This window comes from Aeromonas sp. FDAARGOS 1419 (assembly GCF_019047045.1).
Taxonomy (GTDB): domain Bacteria; phylum Pseudomonadota; class Gammaproteobacteria; order Enterobacterales; family Aeromonadaceae; genus Aeromonas; species Aeromonas veronii.
Genome location: NZ_CP077209.1, coordinates 1,245,911 through 1,266,483 on the forward strand (window position 1 = coordinate 1,245,911; position 20,573 = coordinate 1,266,483).

General features: G+C 58.9%; 22 protein-coding genes. 20 read left to right on the forward strand and 2 right to left on the reverse strand.

Translation table 11 applies throughout. The features are described from left to right. Nucleotides 1-114 precede the first annotated feature (114 nt). From I6L49_RS05450 to ttcA, 7 genes are all read left to right on the forward strand, one after another. Nucleotides 115-615, forward strand: coding sequence for a FixH family protein (locus I6L49_RS05450; protein WP_115521478.1), 501 nt, complete (start codon nucleotides 115-117; stop codon nucleotides 613-615). Nucleotides 616-701: 86 nt separating this feature from the next. Then, nucleotides 702-3,086 (forward strand): heavy metal translocating P-type ATPase, encoded by a 2,385-nt coding sequence (locus I6L49_RS05455; protein ID WP_216950801.1) that lies wholly within the window; start codon nucleotides 702-704, stop codon nucleotides 3,084-3,086. 138 nt (nucleotides 3,087-3,224) lie between these two features. Beyond that, complete coding sequence (gene ccoS, locus I6L49_RS05460) at nucleotides 3,225-3,413, forward strand: cbb3-type cytochrome oxidase assembly protein CcoS (RefSeq protein WP_005336630.1); 189 nt, start codon at nucleotides 3,225-3,227, stop codon at nucleotides 3,411-3,413. Continuing rightward, on the forward strand, nucleotides 3,397-4,083 hold the full coding sequence (locus I6L49_RS05465) for a sulfite exporter TauE/SafE family protein (protein ID WP_158112594.1): 687 nt from the start codon (nucleotides 3,397-3,399) through the stop codon (nucleotides 4,081-4,083). The genes ccoS and I6L49_RS05465 overlap by 17 nt, the downstream gene beginning before the upstream one ends. A gap of 68 nt (nucleotides 4,084-4,151) precedes the next feature. Then, on the forward strand, nucleotides 4,152-4,907 hold the full coding sequence (locus I6L49_RS05470; protein ID WP_005351934.1) for an FNR family transcription factor: 756 nt from the start codon (nucleotides 4,152-4,154) through the stop codon (nucleotides 4,905-4,907). Nucleotides 4,908-5,057: 150 nt separating this feature from the next. Then, nucleotides 5,058-6,005: a universal stress protein UspE gene (gene uspE / locus I6L49_RS05475; protein WP_005345417.1), complete on the forward strand. Its 948-nt coding sequence runs from the start codon at nucleotides 5,058-5,060 to the stop codon at nucleotides 6,003-6,005. A gap of 74 nt (nucleotides 6,006-6,079) precedes the next feature. Next, nucleotides 6,080-6,988 (forward strand): tRNA 2-thiocytidine(32) synthetase TtcA, encoded by a 909-nt coding sequence (ttcA, locus tag I6L49_RS05480; RefSeq protein ID WP_005336634.1) that lies wholly within the window; start codon nucleotides 6,080-6,082, stop codon nucleotides 6,986-6,988. A 103-nt stretch (nucleotides 6,989-7,091) separates the two neighbouring features. Here ttcA and I6L49_RS05485 read toward each other — a convergent pair whose 3' ends face one another. After that, entirely contained in the window at nucleotides 7,092-7,778 is a 687-nt protein-coding gene (locus tag I6L49_RS05485; protein WP_216950802.1) for a DUF2987 domain-containing protein, read from the reverse strand. Between the two features lie 16 nt (nucleotides 7,779-7,794). Then, nucleotides 7,795-8,532, reverse strand: coding sequence for a hypothetical protein (locus I6L49_RS05490; protein ID WP_005351939.1), 738 nt, complete (start codon nucleotides 8,530-8,532; stop codon nucleotides 7,795-7,797). A 201-nt stretch (nucleotides 8,533-8,733) separates the two neighbouring features. Between I6L49_RS05490 and potA the strand changes: the two genes are divergently transcribed. From potA to I6L49_RS05555, 13 genes are all read left to right on the forward strand, one after another. Continuing rightward, nucleotides 8,734-9,837 (forward strand): spermidine/putrescine ABC transporter ATP-binding protein PotA, encoded by a 1,104-nt coding sequence (gene potA, locus I6L49_RS05495; protein WP_216950803.1) that lies wholly within the window; start codon nucleotides 8,734-8,736, stop codon nucleotides 9,835-9,837. Beyond that, entirely contained in the window at nucleotides 9,824-10,711 is an 888-nt protein-coding gene (gene potB, locus I6L49_RS05500; RefSeq protein ID WP_216950804.1) for a spermidine/putrescine ABC transporter permease PotB, read from the forward strand. Before potA ends, potB begins: the two co-directional genes overlap by 14 nt. After that, a complete protein-coding gene (gene potC / locus I6L49_RS05505) occupies nucleotides 10,708-11,478 on the forward strand; it encodes a spermidine/putrescine ABC transporter permease PotC (RefSeq protein ID WP_005345410.1) in 771 nt (256 codons plus the stop codon). The genes potB and potC overlap by 4 nt, the downstream gene beginning before the upstream one ends. Before the next feature lie 81 nt (nucleotides 11,479-11,559). Then, a complete protein-coding gene (locus I6L49_RS05510) occupies nucleotides 11,560-12,627 on the forward strand; it encodes an extracellular solute-binding protein (protein WP_216950805.1) in 1,068 nt (355 codons plus the stop codon). Nucleotides 12,628-13,016: 389 nt separating this feature from the next. After that, nucleotides 13,017-13,301 (forward strand): hypothetical protein, encoded by a 285-nt coding sequence (locus I6L49_RS05515; RefSeq protein WP_139432903.1) that lies wholly within the window; start codon nucleotides 13,017-13,019, stop codon nucleotides 13,299-13,301. Between the two features lies 1 nt (nucleotide 13,302). Further along, the gene (locus I6L49_RS05520) at nucleotides 13,303-13,542 is read left to right on the forward strand and encodes a hypothetical protein (RefSeq protein WP_139432905.1); all 240 of its coding nucleotides are present in this window, start codon (nucleotides 13,303-13,305) and stop codon (nucleotides 13,540-13,542) included. A 253-nt stretch (nucleotides 13,543-13,795) separates the two neighbouring features. Continuing rightward, nucleotides 13,796-14,413 carry a glutathione S-transferase family protein gene (locus I6L49_RS05525; RefSeq protein ID WP_216950806.1) on the forward strand — a complete coding sequence of 206 codons (618 nt, stop codon included), beginning with the start codon at nucleotides 13,796-13,798 and terminating at the stop codon, nucleotides 14,411-14,413. 233 nt (nucleotides 14,414-14,646) lie between these two features. After that, nucleotides 14,647-15,066: a D-ribose pyranase gene (gene rbsD / locus I6L49_RS05530; RefSeq protein ID WP_058052594.1), complete on the forward strand. Its 420-nt coding sequence runs from the start codon at nucleotides 14,647-14,649 to the stop codon at nucleotides 15,064-15,066. Nucleotides 15,067-15,102: 36 nt separating this feature from the next. Next, on the forward strand, nucleotides 15,103-16,632 hold the full coding sequence (gene rbsA / locus I6L49_RS05535) for a ribose ABC transporter ATP-binding protein RbsA (RefSeq protein ID WP_139730691.1): 1,530 nt from the start codon (nucleotides 15,103-15,105) through the stop codon (nucleotides 16,630-16,632). Continuing rightward, on the forward strand, nucleotides 16,629-17,597 hold the full coding sequence (gene rbsC, locus I6L49_RS05540; RefSeq protein ID WP_005336670.1) for a ribose ABC transporter permease: 969 nt from the start codon (nucleotides 16,629-16,631) through the stop codon (nucleotides 17,595-17,597). The genes rbsA and rbsC overlap by 4 nt, the downstream gene beginning before the upstream one ends. Before the next feature lie 30 nt (nucleotides 17,598-17,627). Further along, nucleotides 17,628-18,503 (forward strand): ribose ABC transporter substrate-binding protein RbsB, encoded by an 876-nt coding sequence (rbsB, locus tag I6L49_RS05545; protein WP_216951598.1) that lies wholly within the window; start codon nucleotides 17,628-17,630, stop codon nucleotides 18,501-18,503. 108 nt (nucleotides 18,504-18,611) lie between these two features. Further along, nucleotides 18,612-19,544: a ribokinase gene (gene rbsK / locus I6L49_RS05550; protein WP_216950807.1), complete on the forward strand. Its 933-nt coding sequence runs from the start codon at nucleotides 18,612-18,614 to the stop codon at nucleotides 19,542-19,544. After that, nucleotides 19,544-20,548: a substrate-binding domain-containing protein gene (locus tag I6L49_RS05555; RefSeq protein ID WP_216950808.1), complete on the forward strand. Its 1,005-nt coding sequence runs from the start codon at nucleotides 19,544-19,546 to the stop codon at nucleotides 20,546-20,548. The genes rbsK and I6L49_RS05555 overlap by 1 nt, the downstream gene beginning before the upstream one ends. Nucleotides 20,549-20,573: the final 25 nt, after the last annotated feature.

A 20,573-nucleotide genomic window follows, 5' to 3' on the forward strand; every position in this document is an offset into this window, starting at 1 on the left:
GATAAACACGTGATTACACAGCAAAAAGCCTCGACTCCTCGAGGCTTTTTGTTATCTTGTGTTGCGTAAAAACCATCTTCCACGTTAATCATTCGTTTCATGGCAGTAGCAATCATGACCCAACCTCTATCCAAACCGTGGTATCGCCAATTCTGGCCCTGGTTTATCATCGCCCTCCCCTCTGCCGCCGTTGTCGGCAGCATCGCCACCGCCATCATCGCCAGCAAGGATGGGGTCAATCTGGTGGCCGAGGACTATTACAAACAAGGGAAAGAGATCAATCAGGACTTGAGCAAGTTTGACCGCTCCGAAGCGCTCAATATCCGCTTTGGGCTGGAGGTTGACGGCAACGAGCTGACCCTCAAACCCATCAGCGGTGACATTCCTGCCGGGCAAGCTCTCTATCTCTCATTGTTTCACCCGACCTTGGCCGGTCAGGACAGCGAACACATGATCACCGCCGATGCGAGCGGCACCTATCGTCTCCATTTCGACAAGCCGCTGGTCGGCAAGTGGCACATTCGGGTCGATGCCTTCGATCACGAGTGGCGATTGCAAGAGACCGTCCAGCTGCCCACCCTGGCCCCTGTCGAACTCGACCCGAAAGGACGCTAAGCCATGACCGGCTGTTCTCACTGTGGCGAGCCGGTGCTCGCCAGCGCCCCTGCTGCTTGCATTCTGCATTCAGGGAGGCATAACGCATGACCCCCTGCTTTCACTGTGGCGAGCCGGTACCCACCAATAGTGGCTATTCCCTCGAGATAAAGGGGATTGTTCGCCCCATGTGCTGCCCCGGTTGTCAGGCTGTGGCAGAAACCATCATGGAGTGCGGCCTCGCCAGTTACTACGATCACCGCACCGCCCCCGGTACCAAGGGAGATCTGGTACCCGAAGAGCTGGCCGCCCTCACCCACTACGATCTGGCAGAAGTGCAACAGGATTTTGTCACCGACAGCGGTACCCTTCGCGAAATCCAGCTGACAGTTGAAGGGCTCACCTGCGCCGCCTGTGCCTGGCTTATCGAACGCCACCTGATGACCCTTGGCGGCCTGCGCTACATCAACGTCAACACCACCACCCACCGGGCCCGCATCAAGTGGGATCCAGACCAGCTCTCCCTGAGTGACATCCTCAAGGGATTTGCCCAGATCGGTTATCGTGCCTACCCGTTCCAGACCCATCAACAGGAGGCGCTCTACGCCAAAGAGGTGCGCAGCTATATGTTCCGGCTGGCACTGGCGGGGCTGGGCTCGATGCAGGTGATGATGTGCGCCGTGGCCCTCTACATGGATCTCTTCATCAGCGTTGAAGATGAGTTCATGGTCTACTTCAAGTGGATAAGCCTGCTGCTCTCCACCCCCATCATGATCTACTCGGCCCAGCCCTTTTACGTGGGTGCCTGGCGCAGCCTGAAACAGGGCCATCTGTCGATGGATGTGTCGGTGTCACTTGCGCTGATCGGTGCCTTTGTTGCCTCCATGTGGGCCACTGTGTTCAATACCGGTGAGGTCTATTACGACTCCATCACCATGTTCGTCTTCTTCCTGCTGCTGGGGCGCTTTCTCGAGTTGCGGGCCCGGCGCAAGGCGTCGGAATCAAGCTCCAACCTGGCCAGACTGGTGCCCATCATGGCGACCCGCATCGATGAGGAAGGGGAACATGAGGTAGCGGCCAAGACCTTGCAGGTCGGCGATCGGGTACGTGTGCTGGCTGGCGCCACCTTGCCGGCGGACGGCATCATTGTCGAAGGACAAGCCAGCCTCAACGAATCCATGCTGACCGGTGAACAGCTGCCCCTGCTCAAACAGCGTGGTGATCAGGTCTATGCCGGCACCATCAACACGGATGCGCCGCTGCAGATCCGGGTCAGCCACCGTATTGAAGAGTCGCGGATCGCCCAGATCATGCGGCTGCAGGATCACGCTCTCGATGATAAACCGGCCATCGCCCAGATGGCGGATCAGCTGTCGCGCCACTTTATTCTGGTGCTGCTGATCATTGCCGCGGCGGTCTGGACCTTCTGGCATTTCCACCAACCGGAACAGGCATTCTGGATCGCGCTGGCCGTGCTGGTTGCCACCTGCCCCTGCGCCCTGTCACTGGCCACCCCGACAGCGCTGACCTCGGCGACCGCCAATCTGACCCGCAACGGCATCCTGCTGCGCCGTGGCCATGTGCTGGATATATTGACCAAGGCTAACCGGATCGTGATGGACAAGACTGGCACGCTCACCACAGGTGAGATCAGTCTGACAGGCACCACCACCTTGGCAGAGATGGACGAGACGCAATGCCTCGCCATCGCCCGGGCCATGGAGGCGCAATCCGAACACCCCATTGCCCGCGCCTTCCGGCTGCCCGCCGACAGTATCAGTGTGCTGCCATCCGCCCGCGAGATCACCCCGGTCATCGGTCACGGCATCACAGCGCTGGTGAATGGCGTACGCTACCGCATCGGCAGTGCCCGCTGGCTTGGGCTGGATCCGGCGCAAGAACGCGGCCGCGGTCTGGCTATCTATCTGGCCGACGAGCAGCAGGTATTGGCCCGCTTCAATCTGGAAGATACCCTGCGCCCCGATGCCAGGGCACTGATCGCGGCATTCAAGACAGCAGGTCTGCAAACTACCGTGCTGACTGGTGACAGCTCTCTGCAAGCAGAAGAGATTGCCCGCGAGCTGGGAGTGGATGAGCTGGTCAAGGGGGTCTCACCCGATGGCAAGCTGGCCTACCTCAAGGCCCGGGAAGCCCAAGGGGATATCAGCATCATGGTGGGCGATGGCATCAACGACGCGCCGGTACTGGCTGGCGCTCACGCCTCGTTTGCCATGGCTGGTGGCACCGATCTGGCGAAAAACAGCGCCGATGCCATCCTGCTGGCCGATGACCTGAGCCGACTGCTCGAGGCCAGAGTGCTGGCAATGCGTACCCGCAAGATCATCATCGAGAACTTCGCCTGGTCCATCGGTTACAACCTGCTGGTGTTGCCGCTGGCGGCCTGCGGCTGGCTGCCCCCCTATCTGGCGGCGGCGGGCATGTCGCTCAGCTCACTCATCGTGGTAACCAACTCCATGCGCCTCAACCGATGAGGCTGGTGGCGGAAAATAGCTGAAAATGTGGCCTGCCTCCGATGCAGGCCACATTTCTCACTGATAGCGGCTGGCCCCCTGCCCGAACAGGGTTACCATAGGGGACGCTTGCCAAGGATGAACGCCAAGGTACCTCTCATGAATATAATTTTTGTCCTGATCCCCATCGCCATCCTGTTTGTGATCATCGCCGGGGTCGTCTTCTTCTGGGCCATTCGCTCCGAGCAGTTTGAAGATCTCGACCGGCAGGGTTCCAACATCCTGTTTGACGAAGAGCAACCTGCCCACAAACCGGTAAAGCCTGCTGACCATGACCCACAACCTTGATCTGGCCGGCGCCCTGCTGGTCGGACTGGCAGGCTCTGCCCACTGTATCGGCATGTGCGGTGGCGTCTCCGCCGCGCTCTCCATAGCGATCCCCGCCAACAAACAGCACTTCTGGGGGCGGCTCGCCTATCTGCTCAACTACAACCTCGGCCGGATCCTGAGCTATGTGATTGCAGGTGCTCTGGTGGGCGGCCTGCTCGCCACCACCAGCGAGCTGGGGGCTGGCAAACACGCCATCGCCGGATTGCGCTTGGTGGCTGCACTATTGATGATTGCGCTTGGCCTCTATCTGGCGGGCTGGTGGCAAGGGATCTTGCTGCTGGAGCGGCTCGGCGCAAGACTTTGGCCCCGTATCAAACCGCTGGCGGGCAAATTTCTCCCCTTCACCTCACCTGTGCAGGCACTGCCCTTTGGCATGGTGTGGGGTTGGCTGCCCTGCGGGCTGGTCTACTCCATGCTGACCTGGAGCGCGGCGGCCGGTTCGGCCAGTGGCGGTGCGCTCATCATGCTCTTTTTTGGCCTCGGCACCCTGCCCACCCTGTTTGCGTTGGGCGGGCTCGCCGATCGCCTGAGATACTGGCTCACCCTGCGCAGTTTGCGCCTTGGCGGTGCCCTGCTGCTCATTTTGTTCGGGGTACATACCTTCTGGATTGGCATTGCTTCCTTTTGAAACCCTATCCAAAACGGATGAGTTGATGGTAAACTTGTTTGATATAAATCAATTATTCGTATGAGCCTATGATCCCGGAAAAGAAACCTGGCAGACGTATCCAGAGCGGTGGCTGTGCAATTCATTGCCAGGATTGCAGCATCAGTCAGCTCTGTATCCCCTTCACTCTGAACGACAACGAGCTTGATCAGCTGGACAGCATCATCGAGCGCAAGAAGCCGATCCAGAAGGGTGAAGAGCTGTTCAAGGCTGGCGATGAGTTCAAATCGCTCTATGCCATCCGTTCCGGGACCATCAAGTCTTACACCATCACCGAGCAAGGGGATGAGCAGATCACTGCGTTCCACCTCGCTGGCGATCTGGTCGGTTTTGATGCCATCAACAAGCAGGCCCACCCCTCCTTCGCCCAGGCGCTGGAAACGGCCATGGTGTGCGAGATCCCGTTTGAAGTGCTGGATGATCTCTCCGGCAAGATGCCCAAACTGCGCCAGCAGATCATGCGTCTGATGAGCAGCGAAATCATGGGCGATCAGGAGATGATCCTGCTGCTCTCCAAGAAAAATGCCGAAGAGCGCCTCGCCGCCTTCCTGCACAATCTGTCGGTACGCTTTTCCGAGCGTGGTTTCTCCGCCAAGGAGTTCCGTCTATCCATGACCCGTGGTGACATTGGCAACTATCTGGGACTAACTGTCGAGACCATCAGTCGTTTGCTTGGCCGCTTCCAGAAGTCCGGTCTCATCAGCGTCAAAGGCAAATACATTACCGTGCTTGATCAGGTCGCCCTTGGCATGATGGCCGGTGCCACTCGCCCGCCCTGCGGCTGATTTTTCCGCTTACCCTCTCACTTTTTCCTGCTTTCCCTGCCGGATCCTTTCCTCTGGAATGTGATCCGGTACGTTCCCCATACCCTCCTCCTGCGCTAAGCTGTAATGGCTAAGATTCTGCTGTCATTGGACTTTTCCAAGGAGGAGAAGATGGTCAAATATCAGAATATTCTGGTGGTTATCAATCCAGAAGAGGAGCGTCAAATCGCCCTCGAACGGGCAGTCAAAGTCGCCGAGCTGGACGAAAACGCCCATCTGACCCTGCTGCTCACCATCTATGACTTCTCGTATGAAATGACCGCCATGCTCTCGGTGGACGAGCGGCAAGAGATGCGCGACGGCGTCATTTCACAGCGACGTGAGTGGCTGGACGAGATCCTGACCCCCTATCGGGCACAGGGGATAGAGTGCGAAGTGAAAGTAGTCTGGCACAATCGTCCCTTCGAGTGCGTCATTCAGGAGGTGCTGGAGCAGCGCCACGATCTGGTGGTCAAAGCCACTCACCATCACAGCTTCCTGCAAACCTTCATCTTTACTCCCACCGACTGGCATCTGCTGCGCAAATGCCCCTGTCCGGTGCTGCTGGTCAAGGAGGGGCACTGGCAACGGGGCGGCAACATCATCGCCGCCATCAACTGCTCAAGCGACGATCCGGATCAGAAACTGCTCAACGAACGGATCACCCAGGAGGGAAGCGACATCGCCGAACTATTGGGCTCCAACCTCTATCTGGTCAACACCTACCCGGGCACCCCGGTCAACGTGGCCATAGAGCTGCCGGAGTTTGATCCCAACGCCTACAACGAAGCGATCCGCAAACACCACGAAAGCCTGCTGCTCAGCCATGCCGACAAGTTCGGGATCGGTCATCTCTGGACCCGGGTAGCTGAAGGACTACCGGAAGAGGTGTTGCCGGATATGGCCGAAGAGCTCAAGGCGACCCTGATGATCATGGGCTGCGTCGGCCGTACCGGGCTTTCTGCAGCTTTGCTCGGCAATACAGCCGAACATGTGATTGACCGCCTCTCCTGCGACATCCTGATCCTCAAACCGGCGGACTATAGCTGCCCGGTCGACAGTCGTCGCAATCAATCATAAGGTGCCTGGCACCTTGCCCTCCCCCGGGACATGGCTATAATAACGCGCTTATTTGTGTCCCGGGTTTTACGAGCATGCTAGAAGAGCTGAACGCCAAAGAAAAATACAGTTTCAACAAACTGCAAAAGCGCCTGCGGCGCAACGTAGGTCAGGCCATCGCCGACTTCAACATGATTGAAGAGGGCGACAAGGTCATGGTCTGCCTCTCCGGCGGCAAGGACAGCTTCGGTATGCTCGACATACTGATGAGCCTCAAAGCCAGTGCCCCCATCCATTTCGATCTGGTTGCCGTCAACCTGGATCAGAAGCAGCCCGGTTTCCCCGAGCATGTGCTGCCCGAGTATCTGGATTCCCTCGGCATCGAGTACAAGATCGTCGAGGAAGATACCTACTCCATCGTCAAAGAGAAGGTACCGGAAGGCAAAACCACCTGCTCCCTCTGCTCACGGCTGCGCCGCGGTATTCTCTACCGCACCGCCCAGGAGCTGGGTTGCACCAAGATTGCCCTTGGCCACCACCGCGACGACATCCTTGAGACCCTGTTCCTCAACATGTTCTACGGTGGCAAGCTCAAGTCCATGCCGCCCAAGCTGGTGAGCGACGATGGCAAGAACGTGGTGATCCGCCCGCTGGCCTACTGCAAAGAGAAGGATCTGATCCGCTACGCCGACGTCAAAGCCTTCCCCATCATTCCGTGCAACCTGTGCGGCTCGCAGGAGAACCTGCAGCGTCAGGCCATCAAACAGATGATGCAGGATTGGGATCGCCGCTTCCCCGGTCGTATCGAAACCATGTTCACCGCCATTCAGGACGTGATCCCGAGCCACCTGCTCGACCACAAGCTGTTTGACTTCAAGAGCATCAATCGCGACTCCGGCATCATCGATGGTGGCGACAAGGCGTTTGATCCGCCCGAGATGCCAAAGGCGCCGCTGCTGGACATCGACGAGATGGACATGCTGGATGTGATTGAAGTGCGCTAAGCCGCGCTCACAGTAGTAAACGCCAAACAATAAAAAAGGAGCGATCATCGCTCCTTTTTGCTTTCTGGATTGGCCTGTCACTGCGGTGACAGCGCGACCGATCTCACCCTTTATGCAGCCAGGGGGTCAGTCGCAGCACGTCAGCCTGCAGGCGCAGCTGCCCGGCGGCGAACGCGGCCAGTTGCTCATTGCTCAGCAGCAGGTGGCCTTCCTGCCAGGGCAGTGCTTCCTGGCGGGCACCATCAATCAGATAAGCAGTGCCGCTCTGCTGCACCAGGGTAATGCGTACCCCTTCCATCTTCGGCAGGAAGTGCTTGCCGACCATGCCCGCCATCTTGTCGAGCAGCAACTGCATCTGCTGCTGACGGGCCGCCAGCTCGGCCAGCGGCAGTTCGGGCCCGTTCGGCGCATCGGCCATCACCTGTACCGTCATATCGCAAGTGGCGTGCTCTTCTTTCAGGCCGACGGTCACGATCCCCTTGTCGAGGTTGAGATCCTCATCAAAAGGCAGGCGCAATTCGCTATCAACCGTTACCTCGCCCGCCACTTCCTTGCTGTCGGTTGCAACCCGGGCAAAGGTGAGGCCACAGCGCTGACCATTTTGCGGATCGGTCAGATAAAACCCCAGTCTGGCGTGACCAAACTCCCCTTTGGCAAAGGTCTTCATCTGGCTGTAGAAGGTGCTGTATTGCAGATCCAGCACCGGCTCAGCCAGCGCCAGCCCTGGCAGCAAGAGCGTGCCCAGCAGACTCTGGCGCACAGCCTTGGTCACTCCATATCGACGGGTCATTCAACGTCCTTTTGCATCATGCATTGAAATGGTTGGGGCCTTCTGTCACCTCGTTAACCTCTACCCCCACCCCGCAGAGATCCCGATAGAGGATCCCCTTGCAGTTGAAATAGAGCGGTGCCACCCAGATAAGCCCCAACCCCATGGGGATCAGAGCCAGGAAGAAGAGCGCGGTCATCACGCCGTGGAACAGCACAATGCTGGGCCAGCCGCGTGCAAAGAGTTTGAGAGAGACCAGAATAGCCTGGGGCGGTGTCAGGCCGCGCTCCAGCACCAGCGGGACGGTAAAGAGCAACCCCATGCCGATCAGGGCCGAGGGGATGAAAGAGAGCACTGCGGGCAATCCCAGCAGATCGAACAGCGGGCCAAACAGGCTGGTGAGCAGACTGCCAAGCAGGCTCAACATGCCGAGGCGTACAAAGTGGCGGAAGAAGTCGAACACCTGGTTGGCGCGGGCGCGCACCCCGACCGACTGCTGCAACCCCAGCATATCGAGGGAGCTGGTCATGGGGGCCATCACCACCGTCATCAGCAAGCTCAGCACCATGGCCACATTCATCTGGCTGTCATCCCCCAGATAGGGCAACAGCAGCACATTGCTAAGCAGGATCCAAATCGCCGTCACCCCGACAATCGCCAGCAGCAGGCCAAATCCGGTACGGCGGGTCTGTTGCCATCCCTCCTGGATGACCCCTTTCAGATCAAGGCGGTAGCCCTGGTTCAGAGACTGCTCAAGGGAGCCGCCAATACGCATTTTATTACTCAATTGACTATCCAATATCGAAAACGACCAAATCAGGTGGCACATTATAGCGATTTGGTCTGCTATTCGTAGCCGTTTTTCCTGCGCACTTGCGGCTAATTCGGGCCAAAAAGCCTTTAATTTCATGTGTCGGCTGCATAGAATGCGGCCCTCTTTCAACACGATGGCCACTGGCTGGGGTGAGACTGGCGGATGATGAACAATCCACAGGTAATTGTCGCGCTGAACAAGATCAGCAAAAAATACGATGGCAAGGTGATCCTGAGTGACCTTGACCTTGAAATCTATGACGGTGAATTTCTTACCCTGCTGGGCCCCTCCGGCTGTGGCAAGACCACCCTGCTGCGCCTGCTGGCCGGGCTCGAATCGGTCGATGGTGGCACCATCCATCTGGCCGGTGACGAGATCACCCATATCCCCGCCGAACACAGGCACATCAACACCGTGTTCCAGAGCTATGCGCTCTTCCCCCATATGACGGTGTTTGAAAACGTCGCCTTTGGCCTCGAGATGCAGAAAGTACCGGCCAGCGAGATCCGCCAGCGGGTCGAGGAGACCCTCGCCATGGTGCAGCTCACCGAGCTGGCCAACCGCCGCCCGGATCAGCTCTCCGGCGGTCAGCAACAACGGGTCGCCATTGCCCGCGCCGTGGTCAACAAGCCACGCCTGCTGCTGCTCGACGAATCCCTCTCGGCGCTCGACTACAAGCTGCGCAAACAGATGCAGAGCGAGCTCAAGGCGCTGCAACGTCGCCTTGGTATCACCTTTGTCTTCGTTACCCATGATCAGGAAGAGGCGCTCACCATGTCTGATCGCATCCTGGTGATGGAGGGCGGCAAGATCATCCAGCGCGGCACCCCGCGCGATATCTACGAATCGCCAGCCAACCTGTTCGTGGCCCGCTTTATCGGCGAGATCAACGTGATGGATGGCAAGCTGATCAGCCAGCGCGAACCCGGTATCTGGCAAGCGGAGGTAGAGGGGCGCGAGTGCCTGCTTCATACCACCTTGCCGTTCCAGCCAGACGACAAGGTGCTGGTGCTGCTGCGCCCGGAAGATCTGCGCATTATCGATCAGGATGACGATCAGAGCGGCGCGCTGCGGGGCAATATCCGCGAGCGCAACTACAAGGGGGCGACGCTGGATTCGGTGATCGAGCTCGAAAGTGGCAAACAGTTGCTTATCTCCGAGTTCTTCGACGAGGATGACCCCGACTTTGACTATCGCCTGGGTCAGGAGGTGGCGATCCACTGGGTTGACAGCTGGGAGGTGGTGCTGCCCTATGAGCCTCACTAATCTGCGGGTAGCGCACAGCTTTGCCCACAACGGCTTTCGCAACGGGGCCATTGCGCTGATCCTCGGCTGGCTGACGCTGTTTGTCTTTTTGCCCAACCTGATGATCATCGGCGTCAGCTTCCTGACCCGTGACGAGTCCGAGCTTATCGCGCCGCTCTTTACCCTGAGCAACTATGGCCGCCTGCTGGACCCCCTCTATTTCGAGGTGCTGCTCCACTCTCTCTGGCTGGCGCTGCTCGCCACCGCCATCTGCTTGCTGGTGGGCTACCCCTTTGCCTGGCTGCTGGCTCATCTGCCAGCGCGTATCCGCCCGCTGCTGCTGTTTCTGGTGGTGGTGCCGTTTTGGACCAACTCCCTCATTCGTACCTATGCGCTTAAAGTGCTGCTCGGCACCCGGGGACTGATCAATGGCTGGCTGCTGGATCTGGGGCTCATCGAGCGGCCGCTGCAGATGATGTATACCGAGGTGGCCGTCATCATCGGGCTGGTCTATGTGCTGCTCCCCTTTATGGTGCTGCCGCTCTACTCCAGCATCGAGAAGCTGGATGGCCATTTGCTGGAGGCGGCGCGAGATCTCGGCGCCAACGGCTGGCAGCGGCTGGTGCGGATCATTTTTCCCCTCACTCTGCCCGGCATCATCGCCGGTTGTCTGCTGGTGTTCCTGCCCGCCATGGGGATGTTCTATGTCTCCGATCTGCTGGGGGGCGCCAAGCACCTGCTGATCGGCAACCTGATCAAGACCCAGTTCCTCAACAGCCGTGACTGGCCCTTTGGTGCGGCCATCAGCGTGATGCTGACGGTGCTGATGGCGCTGTTGGTCTACTGCTACTGGCGGGCGGGCAAACTGCTCAGCAAGAAGGGGGAGTTGGCATGATGCGCGCACTGAAAGCACTCTTTCTGCTACTGGTGTTTGGCTATCTCTATGTGCCCATCGGGGTGCTGATCGCCAACTCCTTCAACCTGTCGAAATATGGCATCGACTGGCGCGGCTTTACCCTGGGCTGGTATGAGAAGCTGTTTGCCAGCGCCAGCCTGATGCAGGCGGCCCAGCACTCCCTGACCATCGCCGCCCTCACCGCCACCGCAGCCACCCTGATCGGCACCCTCACCGCCGTGGCGCTGTTTCGCTACCGCTTTCGCGGCAAGCAGTACGTGAGCGGCATGCTGTTCGTGGTGATGATGTCCCCCGATATCGTGATGGCAATTTCGCTCCTGACTCTGTTTGTGGCCACCGGCATTGCGCTGGGCTTCTGGTCGCTGCTGATCGCCCACATCACCTTCTGTCTGCCGTTCGTGGTGATCACTGTCTACTCGCGGCTGTGCGGTTTTGATGTGCGGATGCTGGAAGCTGCGCGGGATCTGGGGGCTGGCGAGTGGATCATCCTGCGCCGCATCATACTGCCGCTGGCGCTGCCGGCGGTGATGGCGGGCTGGCTGCTCTCCTTTACCCTGTCGCTGGACGACGTGGTGGTGAGCTCCTTTGTTACCGGCCCGGCCTACGAGATCCTGCCGCTCAAGATCTACTCCATGGTCAAGGTGGGGGTCTCCCCCGAGGTCAACGCCCTGGCCACCCTGATGCTGGTCGCCTCCCTCGGGATGGTGCTGCTGGCGCAACTGTTACTGCGTAAACGGCAGGGTTGACCCTGCCCGTTTCGTCCCCGCCACCTTTGGCGAACTCTGTCACGGTGGGCCGCAAGGCCCCATAACCCCAAGGAGTTGTTGATGACAATCCAACACAAGGCCGGCGCCCTGCTGGCAGCCGCCCTCACCCTCACCACCCCGCTGCTGAGCCAGAGCGCTCACGCGGCCGACGACAAGGTGGTCTACTTCTACAACTGGTCGGAATATGTGCCGGATGGCCTGCTGGAGCAGTTCCAGCAAGAGACCGGCATCAAGGTGATCTACTCCACCTACGAATCCAACGAGACCCTCTACGCCAAGCTGAAAACCCATGGCGACGGCTATGACGTGGTGGTGCCCAGCACCTATTTCATCTCGAAAATGGCCAAGGAGGGAATGCTGCAGCCGCTGGATCGCGCCCAGCTGCCCAACTTCAAGCACCTCGACCCTACCCTGCTCAACCACGAGTACGACCCGGACAACCGCTACTCCATCCCCTATATCTGGGGCGCAACCGGGATCGGCACCAACACCGATATCATCGAGCAGCCGGTTACCAGCTGGAAGCAGCTCTGGGCACCGGAGTGGAAAGAGAGCCTGCTGCTGATGGACGATGCCCGCGAGCTGTTCCATATCGCGCTGGTGCAACTCGGCTACAGCCCCAACACCCAGGACAAGGCGCAAATTGCCGAAGCGTTCGAATACCTGAAAAAACTGATGCCCAACGTCAAGGCGTTCAACTCCGACAACCCGGCCGACCCCTTTATCGCCGGTGAGGTCAATATTGGTATGCTGTGGAACGGCTCGGCCTACGGCGCCCAGCGCGAATACCCCTCCATCCAGATGACCTACCCCGAAGAAGGCGCCGTGCTCTGGATGGACAACCTCGCCATCCCGGCCAAGGCCAAGCATGTGAAGGAAGCCCACGCCCTGATCAACTTCCTGATGCGCCCCGATGTGGCCGCCAAGGTGGCCGAGGCGATTGGCTACTCCACTCCGGTCAAGGATGCCATTCCCCTGCTCACCCCGGCGTTTCGCAACAACCCTATGGTCTTCCCGAGCGACGAGATCAAGCGCAAGGGGGAGTTCCAGTCCGATGTGGGTGATGCCTCCCGCCTCTACGAGCAGTATTTCCTGCAGCTGAAAGCCATGGTGGCCAAGGCGGGTTAAGTCTGCGGTTAGTCAGCCCTTATAGGCTTAATGGATAAAGGGGGCAATATTTGCCCCCTTCTCTTTTTCACCATCAGCACCATTTCTCAGCACAACAGTCCTTGACACCTAGCAATACGGTGAACGGCAAATATGAACAGTCACCTTTAAACCAGACAAACCACAACTCATTTAAGTTCTCCAAAGCAGCCTGCTTCAGGGTAGATTTGAAGTAAAATATGAAGATGGTAGCGGTGAATATGAGCCATTCCTATAAGATTCAGAGTTGCCCCATTGTTGAGATATAGGCACAATGGGTGAGTTTATGAGGAATGACGATGCAGTATTATTGAAACCGCGAACGTCCAATTACGCTTCGCTAATCGAACCTATGGCCTTAGGAGGTCAAATTGGCAGTTGGCATTAAGATTGTTGGTTGTTCAGAAGTCAGGATTACTGATTGTGGTTTTTCTGGTTTAGATGGTGGGATTGATGTGGAAGACAGCTCTGAAGTACACCTAAGTGGCAATCGCTTTGATAGAGTGAAAAGTCCAGTTAAGGCTCGTAGAGTTAAAGGCTTAGTTGCAAAAGGTAACATCGAACATTCAGCTATATCAGAAACAGTTAATGGAATTCAAATGACTTTAATAGCTTATTTAGTTAAAAGCTACATAACAAACTTAAAAGGGAACTAATATGCCAATGTTTGATATAGAAGATAGTAAAGATATCGAACTTGAAGGGAATAAGACAAATTGTGAGAAGTTAGCTAAGCTCAAAAATGTTGAAGGTTTTAAAGCAAAAGATAATGAAGTATATGTACCTCCCCATAAAGTAGAGCGTGAGGATGATATTGTTGAACTTAAACCCAATTTTATGGGGTTTGGTCTTAACCTGAATGCATTGCTTCGTAGACTATTTCGGAAACAAACATAACAAGCATGTACAGAGCTAGTTATTACCTAACACTATCTGTTTCGTTGGCTCGGACGATTTGCTTCAGATATGACCAAGCTGTATGTAAAGCGGCCACTGTCGATTAATTCTGCGCTTTTTCATTACCCCTTAGGGGTGTAGATTGGTCGGGGGGCAAACGTTGCCCCCTCTCTTTTTTCATGACTGCCCGTAGTGCTGTGCGAAGCAAGGTTTCGCCGATATCGCGGGTGGCCTGAGCCAATCAGGAGTATTCATGTCCGATCTGACCCTCTATTTCGCTCCCGGCACCTGTGCCATGGCCGTGCAGATTGCCCTGCTGGAAGCGAATGCCCCGTTCCAACCCCGTCTCGTCAACCTCGCCGCAGGGGAGCAGCGTAACCCCGCATATCTTGCCATCAACCCCAAAGGGCGGGTGCCTGCCCTTGTCACCGAGCAGGGCACCCTGACCGAGACACCGGCCCTGCTGCTCTATGTGGCACAGCGCTTCCCCGATGCCAAACTGGCGCCGCTGGACAACCCGTTCCTGCTGGCCCGCATGCAGGAGGTCAACAGCTTCCTCGCCTCCACCGTGCATGTCTCCCACGCCCACGGTCGCCGTGGCAGCCGCTGGGCCGATGACGAGCAGGCCATTGCCGCCATGCAGCGGAAAGTCGCCAGCAATATGCGCGATGGCTTTGCCCAGATTGAGCAGCACTATCTGGCAGGCCCTTGGGTGCTGGGTGAGCAGTTCAGCGTGGCGGATATCTATCTGTTCGTGGTCGCGGGCTGGCTGAAAAGCGATGGGGTCGAGATCAGTGAATTCCCCAAGGTTGCCGAGCATTATCAGCGCATGCTGAGCCGTCCGGCTGTCACCAAGGCACTGGCCAACTAACCATAAAATCAATAGCTCGATGCATAACAAGGGTGTCAGGGCTCTGCTGACACCCTTCCTGCCTCCTCCCCTGCACTTCTTCTCCCGCCTTTGAGATCGTTTTCACATTTCCGTGGTTTTGCCGTGGCCCTTCCCCGGTAAAAAGCCTATCTTTGCGCCATGACGCAACCGGTTGCGTAACCGGTTGCCTAGCGGTTCACAGATTGACGGGCCAAGGCCTGATGAGGTGCTGTATGAAACGAGGCGTACTGCTCAATGCTCCCCTGAGTGCTCTGGTAGCACAGATGGGCCACACCGACGAGATCACCGTCTGCGATGCAGGCTTGCCCATTCCGGCAGGTCCGGAGCGGATCGATCTGGCGCTGATGGCGGGGACGCCCAGCCTTGAAACCGTACTGACCGCCCTGCTCACCGATCTGGTGGTGGAGAAGGTGATCATGGCAAGCGAGATCAAGCAGATCAGCCCCGCCGCCCATCAGGCACTGGTCGATCAGCTTGAGGCCCACGCAGCCGCCCAGGGCAAACCCATCGCCATCGAATACTGCCTGCACGAGGAGTTCAAAACCCGCTCCCGCCAGAGCAAGGCGATCGTGCGCAGCGGCGAGGTGACTCCCTACGCCAACCTGATCCTCTGCGCCGGTGTGGCGTTCTGACATTCTTCAAAGAAGGCCTCTTCAAGGAAGCTGCAAATGAGCACAACCTCCCCCCTCTCACCCATTCTGGAGCTGACCGGGATCGTCAAGACCTTCCCCGGTGTACGCGCCCTCGACGAAGCGGGTCTGCGGGTCTATCCGGGCCAGGTGATGGCCCTGCTCGGTGAAAATGGCGCCGGCAAATCCACCCTGATGAAGGTGCTGACCGGCATCTATCAGGCCGATGCGGGCAGCGTCAGCTATCGCGGTCAACCGGTTCACTTCAAGGGGCCGCGCGACTCTCAGGATCAGGGGATCAGCATCATCCATCAGGAGCTGAACCTGCTGCCGGAGTTGTCGATTGCCGCCAACATCTTCCTCGGTCGCGAACCGCGCACCCGTTTTGGCAGCATCGACCACAAACAGTTGCGCGAACGGGCGAGCGGTTTGTTGGCGCGACTTGGCGTCAAGCATGGGCCGGATACCCGGCTCGGGGATCTCTCCATCGGCGAACAGCAGATGGTGGAGATCGCCAAGGCGCTGTCGTTCGATGCCAGCGTCATCATCATGGATGAACCCACCGATGCGCTGACCGATACCGAGACCGAGCAGCTGTTCAAGGTTATCCGCGAGCTGCGTGAGCAGGGTTGCGGCATCGTCTATATCTCCCACCGCCTCAAGGAGATCTTCGAGATCTGCGATCGGGTCACTGTGCTGCGCGATGGCAAGTGGATCGGTGAGAAGGCGGTGAGCGATCTGGATGAAGACAAGATCATCGAGATGATGGTGGGGCGCCGACTGGAAGAGCAGTACCCGCGTCTTGAGCGCGAGCTTGGCCCCGTCAGCCTGCAGGTGAAAGATCTGGCTGGTCCCGGTGTGCGCGGGGTGAGTTTCTCCCTGCGTCAGGGGGAAATTCTGGGCTTTAGCGGCCTGATGGGCTCCGGCCGTACCGAGCTGATGAAGCTGATCTATGGCGCCAGCCCCATCAGCGCCGGTGAAGTGCAAGTTGACGGTCATGCTCTGGTGCCCAAAAGCCCGGCCGATGGTCTGGCCGCAGGCATCGCCTATATCTCCGAAGATCGAAAAGGAGATGGCCTGGTGCTGGAGCTGTCGGTGCGCGAAAACATGAGTCTGTGCGCCCTCGACGAGTTCATCAGCAACGGCAAGATTGACGGCAAGGCCGAACGGCAGGCGGTGAGCGACTATGTGCGCCTGTTCAACATCAAGACCCCGAGTCAGGATCAGCTGATCAAGCTGCTCTCCGGCGGCAACCAGCAGAAGGTGGCCATCGCCAAGGGGCTGCTGACCCGGCCCAAGGTGCTGATCCTCGACGAGCCGACCCGCGGCGTCGACGTGGGGGCGAAAAAGGAAATTTATCAGCTGATCAACCAGTTCAAGAAGGAGGGGATGAGCATCATTCTGGTCTCCTCCGAGATGCCGGAAGTGCTCGGCATGAGTGATCGCATCATGGTGATGCACGAAGGGCGCATCAGCGCAGAGTTCAACACCCGCGATGCCAATCAGGAGAAGCTGATGGCGGCGGCAGTCGGTAAACAGTGGCAAGCAGAGCAAGAGGCATCCCAATGACAACCCAAACCCTTTCCCGCCGTGGCGTCATGAGCAAGGCGTGGTGGATCGAGAACAAATCCCTGGTCGCGCTGCTGGTCCTGATTGGTGTGGTCTCCTTCCTGAGCCCCAACTTCTTCACCGCCGACAACCTGCTCAACATCCTGCGCCAGACCTCGGTCAACGCCATCATGGCGGTCGGCATGACGCTGGTTATCCTCACTGCCGGTATCGATCTGTCGGTCGGCTCTGTGCTGGCCCTGTGCGGCGCGCTGGCCGCCACCATGGTCGCCATGGAGCTGCCGATCTGGCTGGTGGTGCCCCTCACTCTGGGTGCCGGTGCCCTGCTGGGCGGCGTCAGCGGCCTCATCATTGCCAAGGGCAAGGTGCAGGCCTTTATCGCGACGCTGGTCACCATGACTGCCCTGCGCGGTATCACCATGGTCTATACCGAGGGGCGCCCCATCTCCACCGGTTTCAGTGACGGCGCCGATCACTTCGCCTGGCTCGGTACCGGTTACCTGTTCGGTCTGCCGGTGCCCATCTGGCTGATGGCCATCGTCTTCCTGCTCGCCTGGTTCATGCTCAACCACACTCGCCTCGGTCGCTACATCTACGCGCTGGGCGGCAACGAGTCTGCCACCCGTCTCTCCGGCATCAATGTGGATCGGGTGAAGCTGGCGGTGTATGGTCTGTGCGGCGCGCTCTCGGCACTGGCAGGGCTTATCGTTACCTCTCGTCTCTCCTCTGCCCAGCCGACAGCGGGCATGGGTTACGAGCTGGATGCCATCGCCGCTGTGGTGCTGGGTGGTACCAGCCTGATGGGCGGCAAGGGCCGTATCATGGGGACCCTGATAGGGGCGCTGATCATCGGCTTCCTGAACAACGCCCTCAACCTGCTCGACGTATCCTCCTATTACCAGATGATCGCCAAGGCCAGCGTGATCTTGCTTGCCGTGATGATCGATAACAAAAGCAATCGTTGATAAGACAAGCCACACACAAGGAATGAAATGATGAAAAAGCTCAATACCCTGCTCGCTGCCGCCATCATGTCCGTGCTGGGCACCGCCCAGGCTGCTGACCATACCCTGGCGATGGTGGTCTCCACCCTCAACAACCCCTTCTTCGTCACCATGAAAGAGGGTGCCGAAGCCAAAGCCAAAGAGCTTGGCTACGAGCTGGTGGTACTGGATTCCCAGAATGACCCGGCCAAAGAGCTCTCCAACATGGAAGATCTCACCGTGCGCAAGGTCGGCGCCATTCTGATCAACCCCACCGACTCCGAAGCGGTCGGCAACGCCATTCGTCTGGCCAACCGCGCCAGCATTCCAGTGCTGACTCTGGACCGCGGCGCTGCGCAGGGTGAGGTCAAGGCCCACATTGCCTCCGACAACGTGGCGGGCGGCAAGCTGGCCGGTGACTTCATCACCGAAAAACTGGGTACCGGTGCCAAGGTGATCCAGCTGGAAGGGATTGCCGGTACCTCCGCCGCCCGCGACCGTGGTGAAGGTTTTGCCCTGGCCGTGGCGGCCAACAAGCTGCAGGTACTGGCTTCCCAGCCTGCCGACTTTGACCGCACCAAGGGTCTGAACGTCATGGAAAACCTGCTGGCCGCCCATCCGACCGTACAGGCAGTGTTCGCCCAAAACGACGAGATGGCGCTGGGTGCCATCCGCGCGGTACAAGCTGCCGGTAAAGAGGTGATGATCGTCGGCTTCGACGGCACTGACGATGGCAAAGCCGCCGTTGCCAAGGGTAAACTGGCCGCCACCGTGGCCCAGCAACCAGCCCTGATCGGTGCCATCGGCGTCGAGACTGCCGACAAGGTGCTGAAAGGTCAGCCGGTCGAGAAATCCATTCCGGTACCGCTGCAAGTGGTCAGCAAGTAAGTTCTCGAGGGGAGGTTCGCCTCCCCTTTTCCCTCTCGTTCAGGTGCCTCCCGGCTTGAGCTCACGCCATCACAGTGTTCAAGCCAAGATGCATCAGGAGTAGTCAACATGAATCGTCTCGTCGTTCTGGGCAGTGTCAATGCAGACCATGTGCTGCGTGTTCCCCACTTTCCTCGCCCGGGTGAAACCCTGACCGGTCACAGCTATCAGGTAGTGCCCGGTGGCAAGGGGGCCAATCAGGCGGTTGCGGCCGCCCGCCTTGGCGCCCCCGTCTCCTTTATCGCCCGCATCGGCGATGACGCCATCGGCCACCAGATGAAAGCCGGCTTTGCCAAAGATGGCATTGACGTCAGTGCCGTCGAGCTCGATCCCAAGCTCCCGACCGGTATCGCCATCATCTATGTGAGCGATGAGGGGGAGAACAGTATCGGTATCTCCGCCGAAGCCAACGGGGCCATCACTCCGGCTGTGGTGAAAAACCACGAAGCCATGATCGCCGACGCCCACACCCTGCTGTTGCAGCTGGAAGTGCCGCTCGAGAGCGTCCATGAAGCTGCACGGCTGGCCCGCGCCCACGGCACCCGGGTGGTGCTCAACCCCGCCCCTGCCCGTCCGCTCTCGAGCGAACTGCTGGCGCTGGTGGATCTTATCACCCCCAACCAGACCGAGGCCGAGCTGTTGACCGGCGTGAAAGTCACCGATGAAGCGAGTGCCCGCGAGGCGGCAGCCCGCTTCCACCAGATGGGGATTGCGGATGTGATGATCACCCTGGGGTCGCAGGGGGTCTATTGCAGCAACGCACAGCAGCAACAGCTGATCCCGGGCTTTCGGGTCAAGGCGGTGGATACCACAGCCGCGGGCGATACCTTCAACGGCGCCCTGTTGGCGGCGGAACTGGCCGGTGCCGATTTCCACAGCGCGGTGCGCTTTGCCCACGGTGCCGCAGCGCTCTCCGTCACCCGATTCGGTGCCCAGAGTTCCATCCCGAGCAAGCAGGAGGTCGACACCTTCCTGCTTGAGCAGACTGCGCAGGGGCACTGATGGCCAATATCAAGGAGGTGGCGGCGCTGGCGGGGGTCTCCACCACCACCGTCTCCCACGTCATCAACGAAACCCGCTTTGTGGCCGAGGAGACCCGCGAGCGGGTCTTTGCGGCCATGCGCGAGCTCAACTATGCCCCGAGCCTGGTTGCCCGCAGCCTCAAGGTGAAGGAGACCAACAGTATCGGCATGCTGGTCACCACCTCCAGCAACCCCTTCTTTGCCGAGGTGGTGCGCGGGGTGGAGCGCTACTGCTTCGAGCAGGGCTACAACCTGATGCTGGGCAACACCGAAGGTCAGGCGGAAACCGCCCTCTCCTACCTCAAGATGATGCTGCGCAAGCGGGTCGATGGCCTGCTCATCATGTGTAGCGAAGGACAGCAAGAGGTGTTCAACCAGCTCGACTGGCTCAAGAGCCTGCCGGTGGTGGTGATGGATTGGGGGCTGGTCAGCGAGGATGTGGATCTTATCGCCGACAACTCCTTCCACGGCGGTTATCTGGCGACCCGCCATCTGATTGAGCTGGGCCACACCGCCATCGGTTGCATCACCGGCCCCCACAGCCGCGCCCCCGCCAACCAGCGGCAGGCTGGCTTTGAGCAGGCACTGCAGGAGGCAGGACTCACTGTCAATCCTGACTGGATTCAGGAGGGGGACTTTGACTGCGCCAGCGGCCATCAGGCGATGACTCGTCTGCTGGCATTGCCCGAGCGCCCCACCGCCCTCTTTGTCTGCAACGACATGATGGCGATGGGGGCTATCAGTGCCGCCCATCAGGCGGGGCTGGTGATCCCGCGCGACCTCTCCATTGTCGGCTACGACAATGTGGCGCTGGCTGAATTTATGTCGCCGCCGCTCACCACCGTCAACCAGCCCAAAGAGGAGCTGGGACGCCTCGCCGTCACCCGCCTGCTGGCCCGCATCAACGGTGAGACGGTTGCAGACCACCTGATCACGGTTGACCCGGATTTAGTGATCAGGCAATCCTGCGCCCCTCGCACCTGACGTTCAGGGGCAATAAATGAAACAA

What these genes read in the sequence shown, in the direction of transcription:
- ttcA (WP_005336634.1), top strand. Translation starts at nt 6,080, where the DNA reads ATGCTAGAAGAGCTGAACGCCAAAGAAAAATACAGTTTCAACAAACTG.
- rbsD (WP_058052594.1), top strand. Translation starts at nt 14,647, where the DNA reads ATGAAACGAGGCGTACTGCTCAATGCTCCCCTGAGTGCTCTGGTAGCA.
- I6L49_RS05510 (WP_216950805.1), top strand. Translation starts at nt 11,560, where the DNA reads ATGACAATCCAACACAAGGCCGGCGCCCTGCTGGCAGCCGCCCTCACC.
- I6L49_RS05525 (WP_216950806.1), top strand. Translation starts at nt 13,796, where the DNA reads ATGTCCGATCTGACCCTCTATTTCGCTCCCGGCACCTGTGCCATGGCC.
- I6L49_RS05485 (WP_216950802.1), bottom strand. Translation starts at nt 7,778, where the DNA reads ATGACCCGTCGATATGGAGTGACCAAGGCTGTGCGCCAGAGTCTGCTG.
- I6L49_RS05520 (WP_139432905.1), top strand. Translation starts at nt 13,303, where the DNA reads ATGCCAATGTTTGATATAGAAGATAGTAAAGATATCGAACTTGAAGGG.
- rbsB (WP_216951598.1), top strand. Translation starts at nt 17,628, where the DNA reads ATGAAAAAGCTCAATACCCTGCTCGCTGCCGCCATCATGTCCGTGCTG.
- rbsK (WP_216950807.1), top strand. Translation starts at nt 18,612, where the DNA reads ATGAATCGTCTCGTCGTTCTGGGCAGTGTCAATGCAGACCATGTGCTG.
- uspE (WP_005345417.1), top strand. Translation starts at nt 5,058, where the DNA reads ATGGTCAAATATCAGAATATTCTGGTGGTTATCAATCCAGAAGAGGAG.
- ccoS (WP_005336630.1), top strand. Translation starts at nt 3,225, where the DNA reads ATGAATATAATTTTTGTCCTGATCCCCATCGCCATCCTGTTTGTGATC.
- I6L49_RS05455 (WP_216950801.1), top strand. Translation starts at nt 702, where the DNA reads ATGACCCCCTGCTTTCACTGTGGCGAGCCGGTACCCACCAATAGTGGC.
- I6L49_RS05450 (WP_115521478.1), top strand. Translation starts at nt 115, where the DNA reads ATGACCCAACCTCTATCCAAACCGTGGTATCGCCAATTCTGGCCCTGG.
- potB (WP_216950804.1), top strand. Translation starts at nt 9,824, where the DNA reads ATGAGCCTCACTAATCTGCGGGTAGCGCACAGCTTTGCCCACAACGGC.
- I6L49_RS05465 (WP_158112594.1), top strand. Translation starts at nt 3,397, where the DNA reads ATGACCCACAACCTTGATCTGGCCGGCGCCCTGCTGGTCGGACTGGCA.
- rbsC (WP_005336670.1), top strand. Translation starts at nt 16,629, where the DNA reads ATGACAACCCAAACCCTTTCCCGCCGTGGCGTCATGAGCAAGGCGTGG.
- rbsA (WP_139730691.1), top strand. Translation starts at nt 15,103, where the DNA reads ATGAGCACAACCTCCCCCCTCTCACCCATTCTGGAGCTGACCGGGATC.
- I6L49_RS05490 (WP_005351939.1), bottom strand. Translation starts at nt 8,532, where the DNA reads ATGCGTATTGGCGGCTCCCTTGAGCAGTCTCTGAACCAGGGCTACCGC.
- potC (WP_005345410.1), top strand. Translation starts at nt 10,708, where the DNA reads ATGATGCGCGCACTGAAAGCACTCTTTCTGCTACTGGTGTTTGGCTAT.
- I6L49_RS05470 (WP_005351934.1), top strand. Translation starts at nt 4,152, where the DNA reads ATGATCCCGGAAAAGAAACCTGGCAGACGTATCCAGAGCGGTGGCTGT.
- potA (WP_216950803.1), top strand. Translation starts at nt 8,734, where the DNA reads ATGATGAACAATCCACAGGTAATTGTCGCGCTGAACAAGATCAGCAAA.
- I6L49_RS05555 (WP_216950808.1), top strand. Translation starts at nt 19,544, where the DNA reads ATGGCCAATATCAAGGAGGTGGCGGCGCTGGCGGGGGTCTCCACCACC.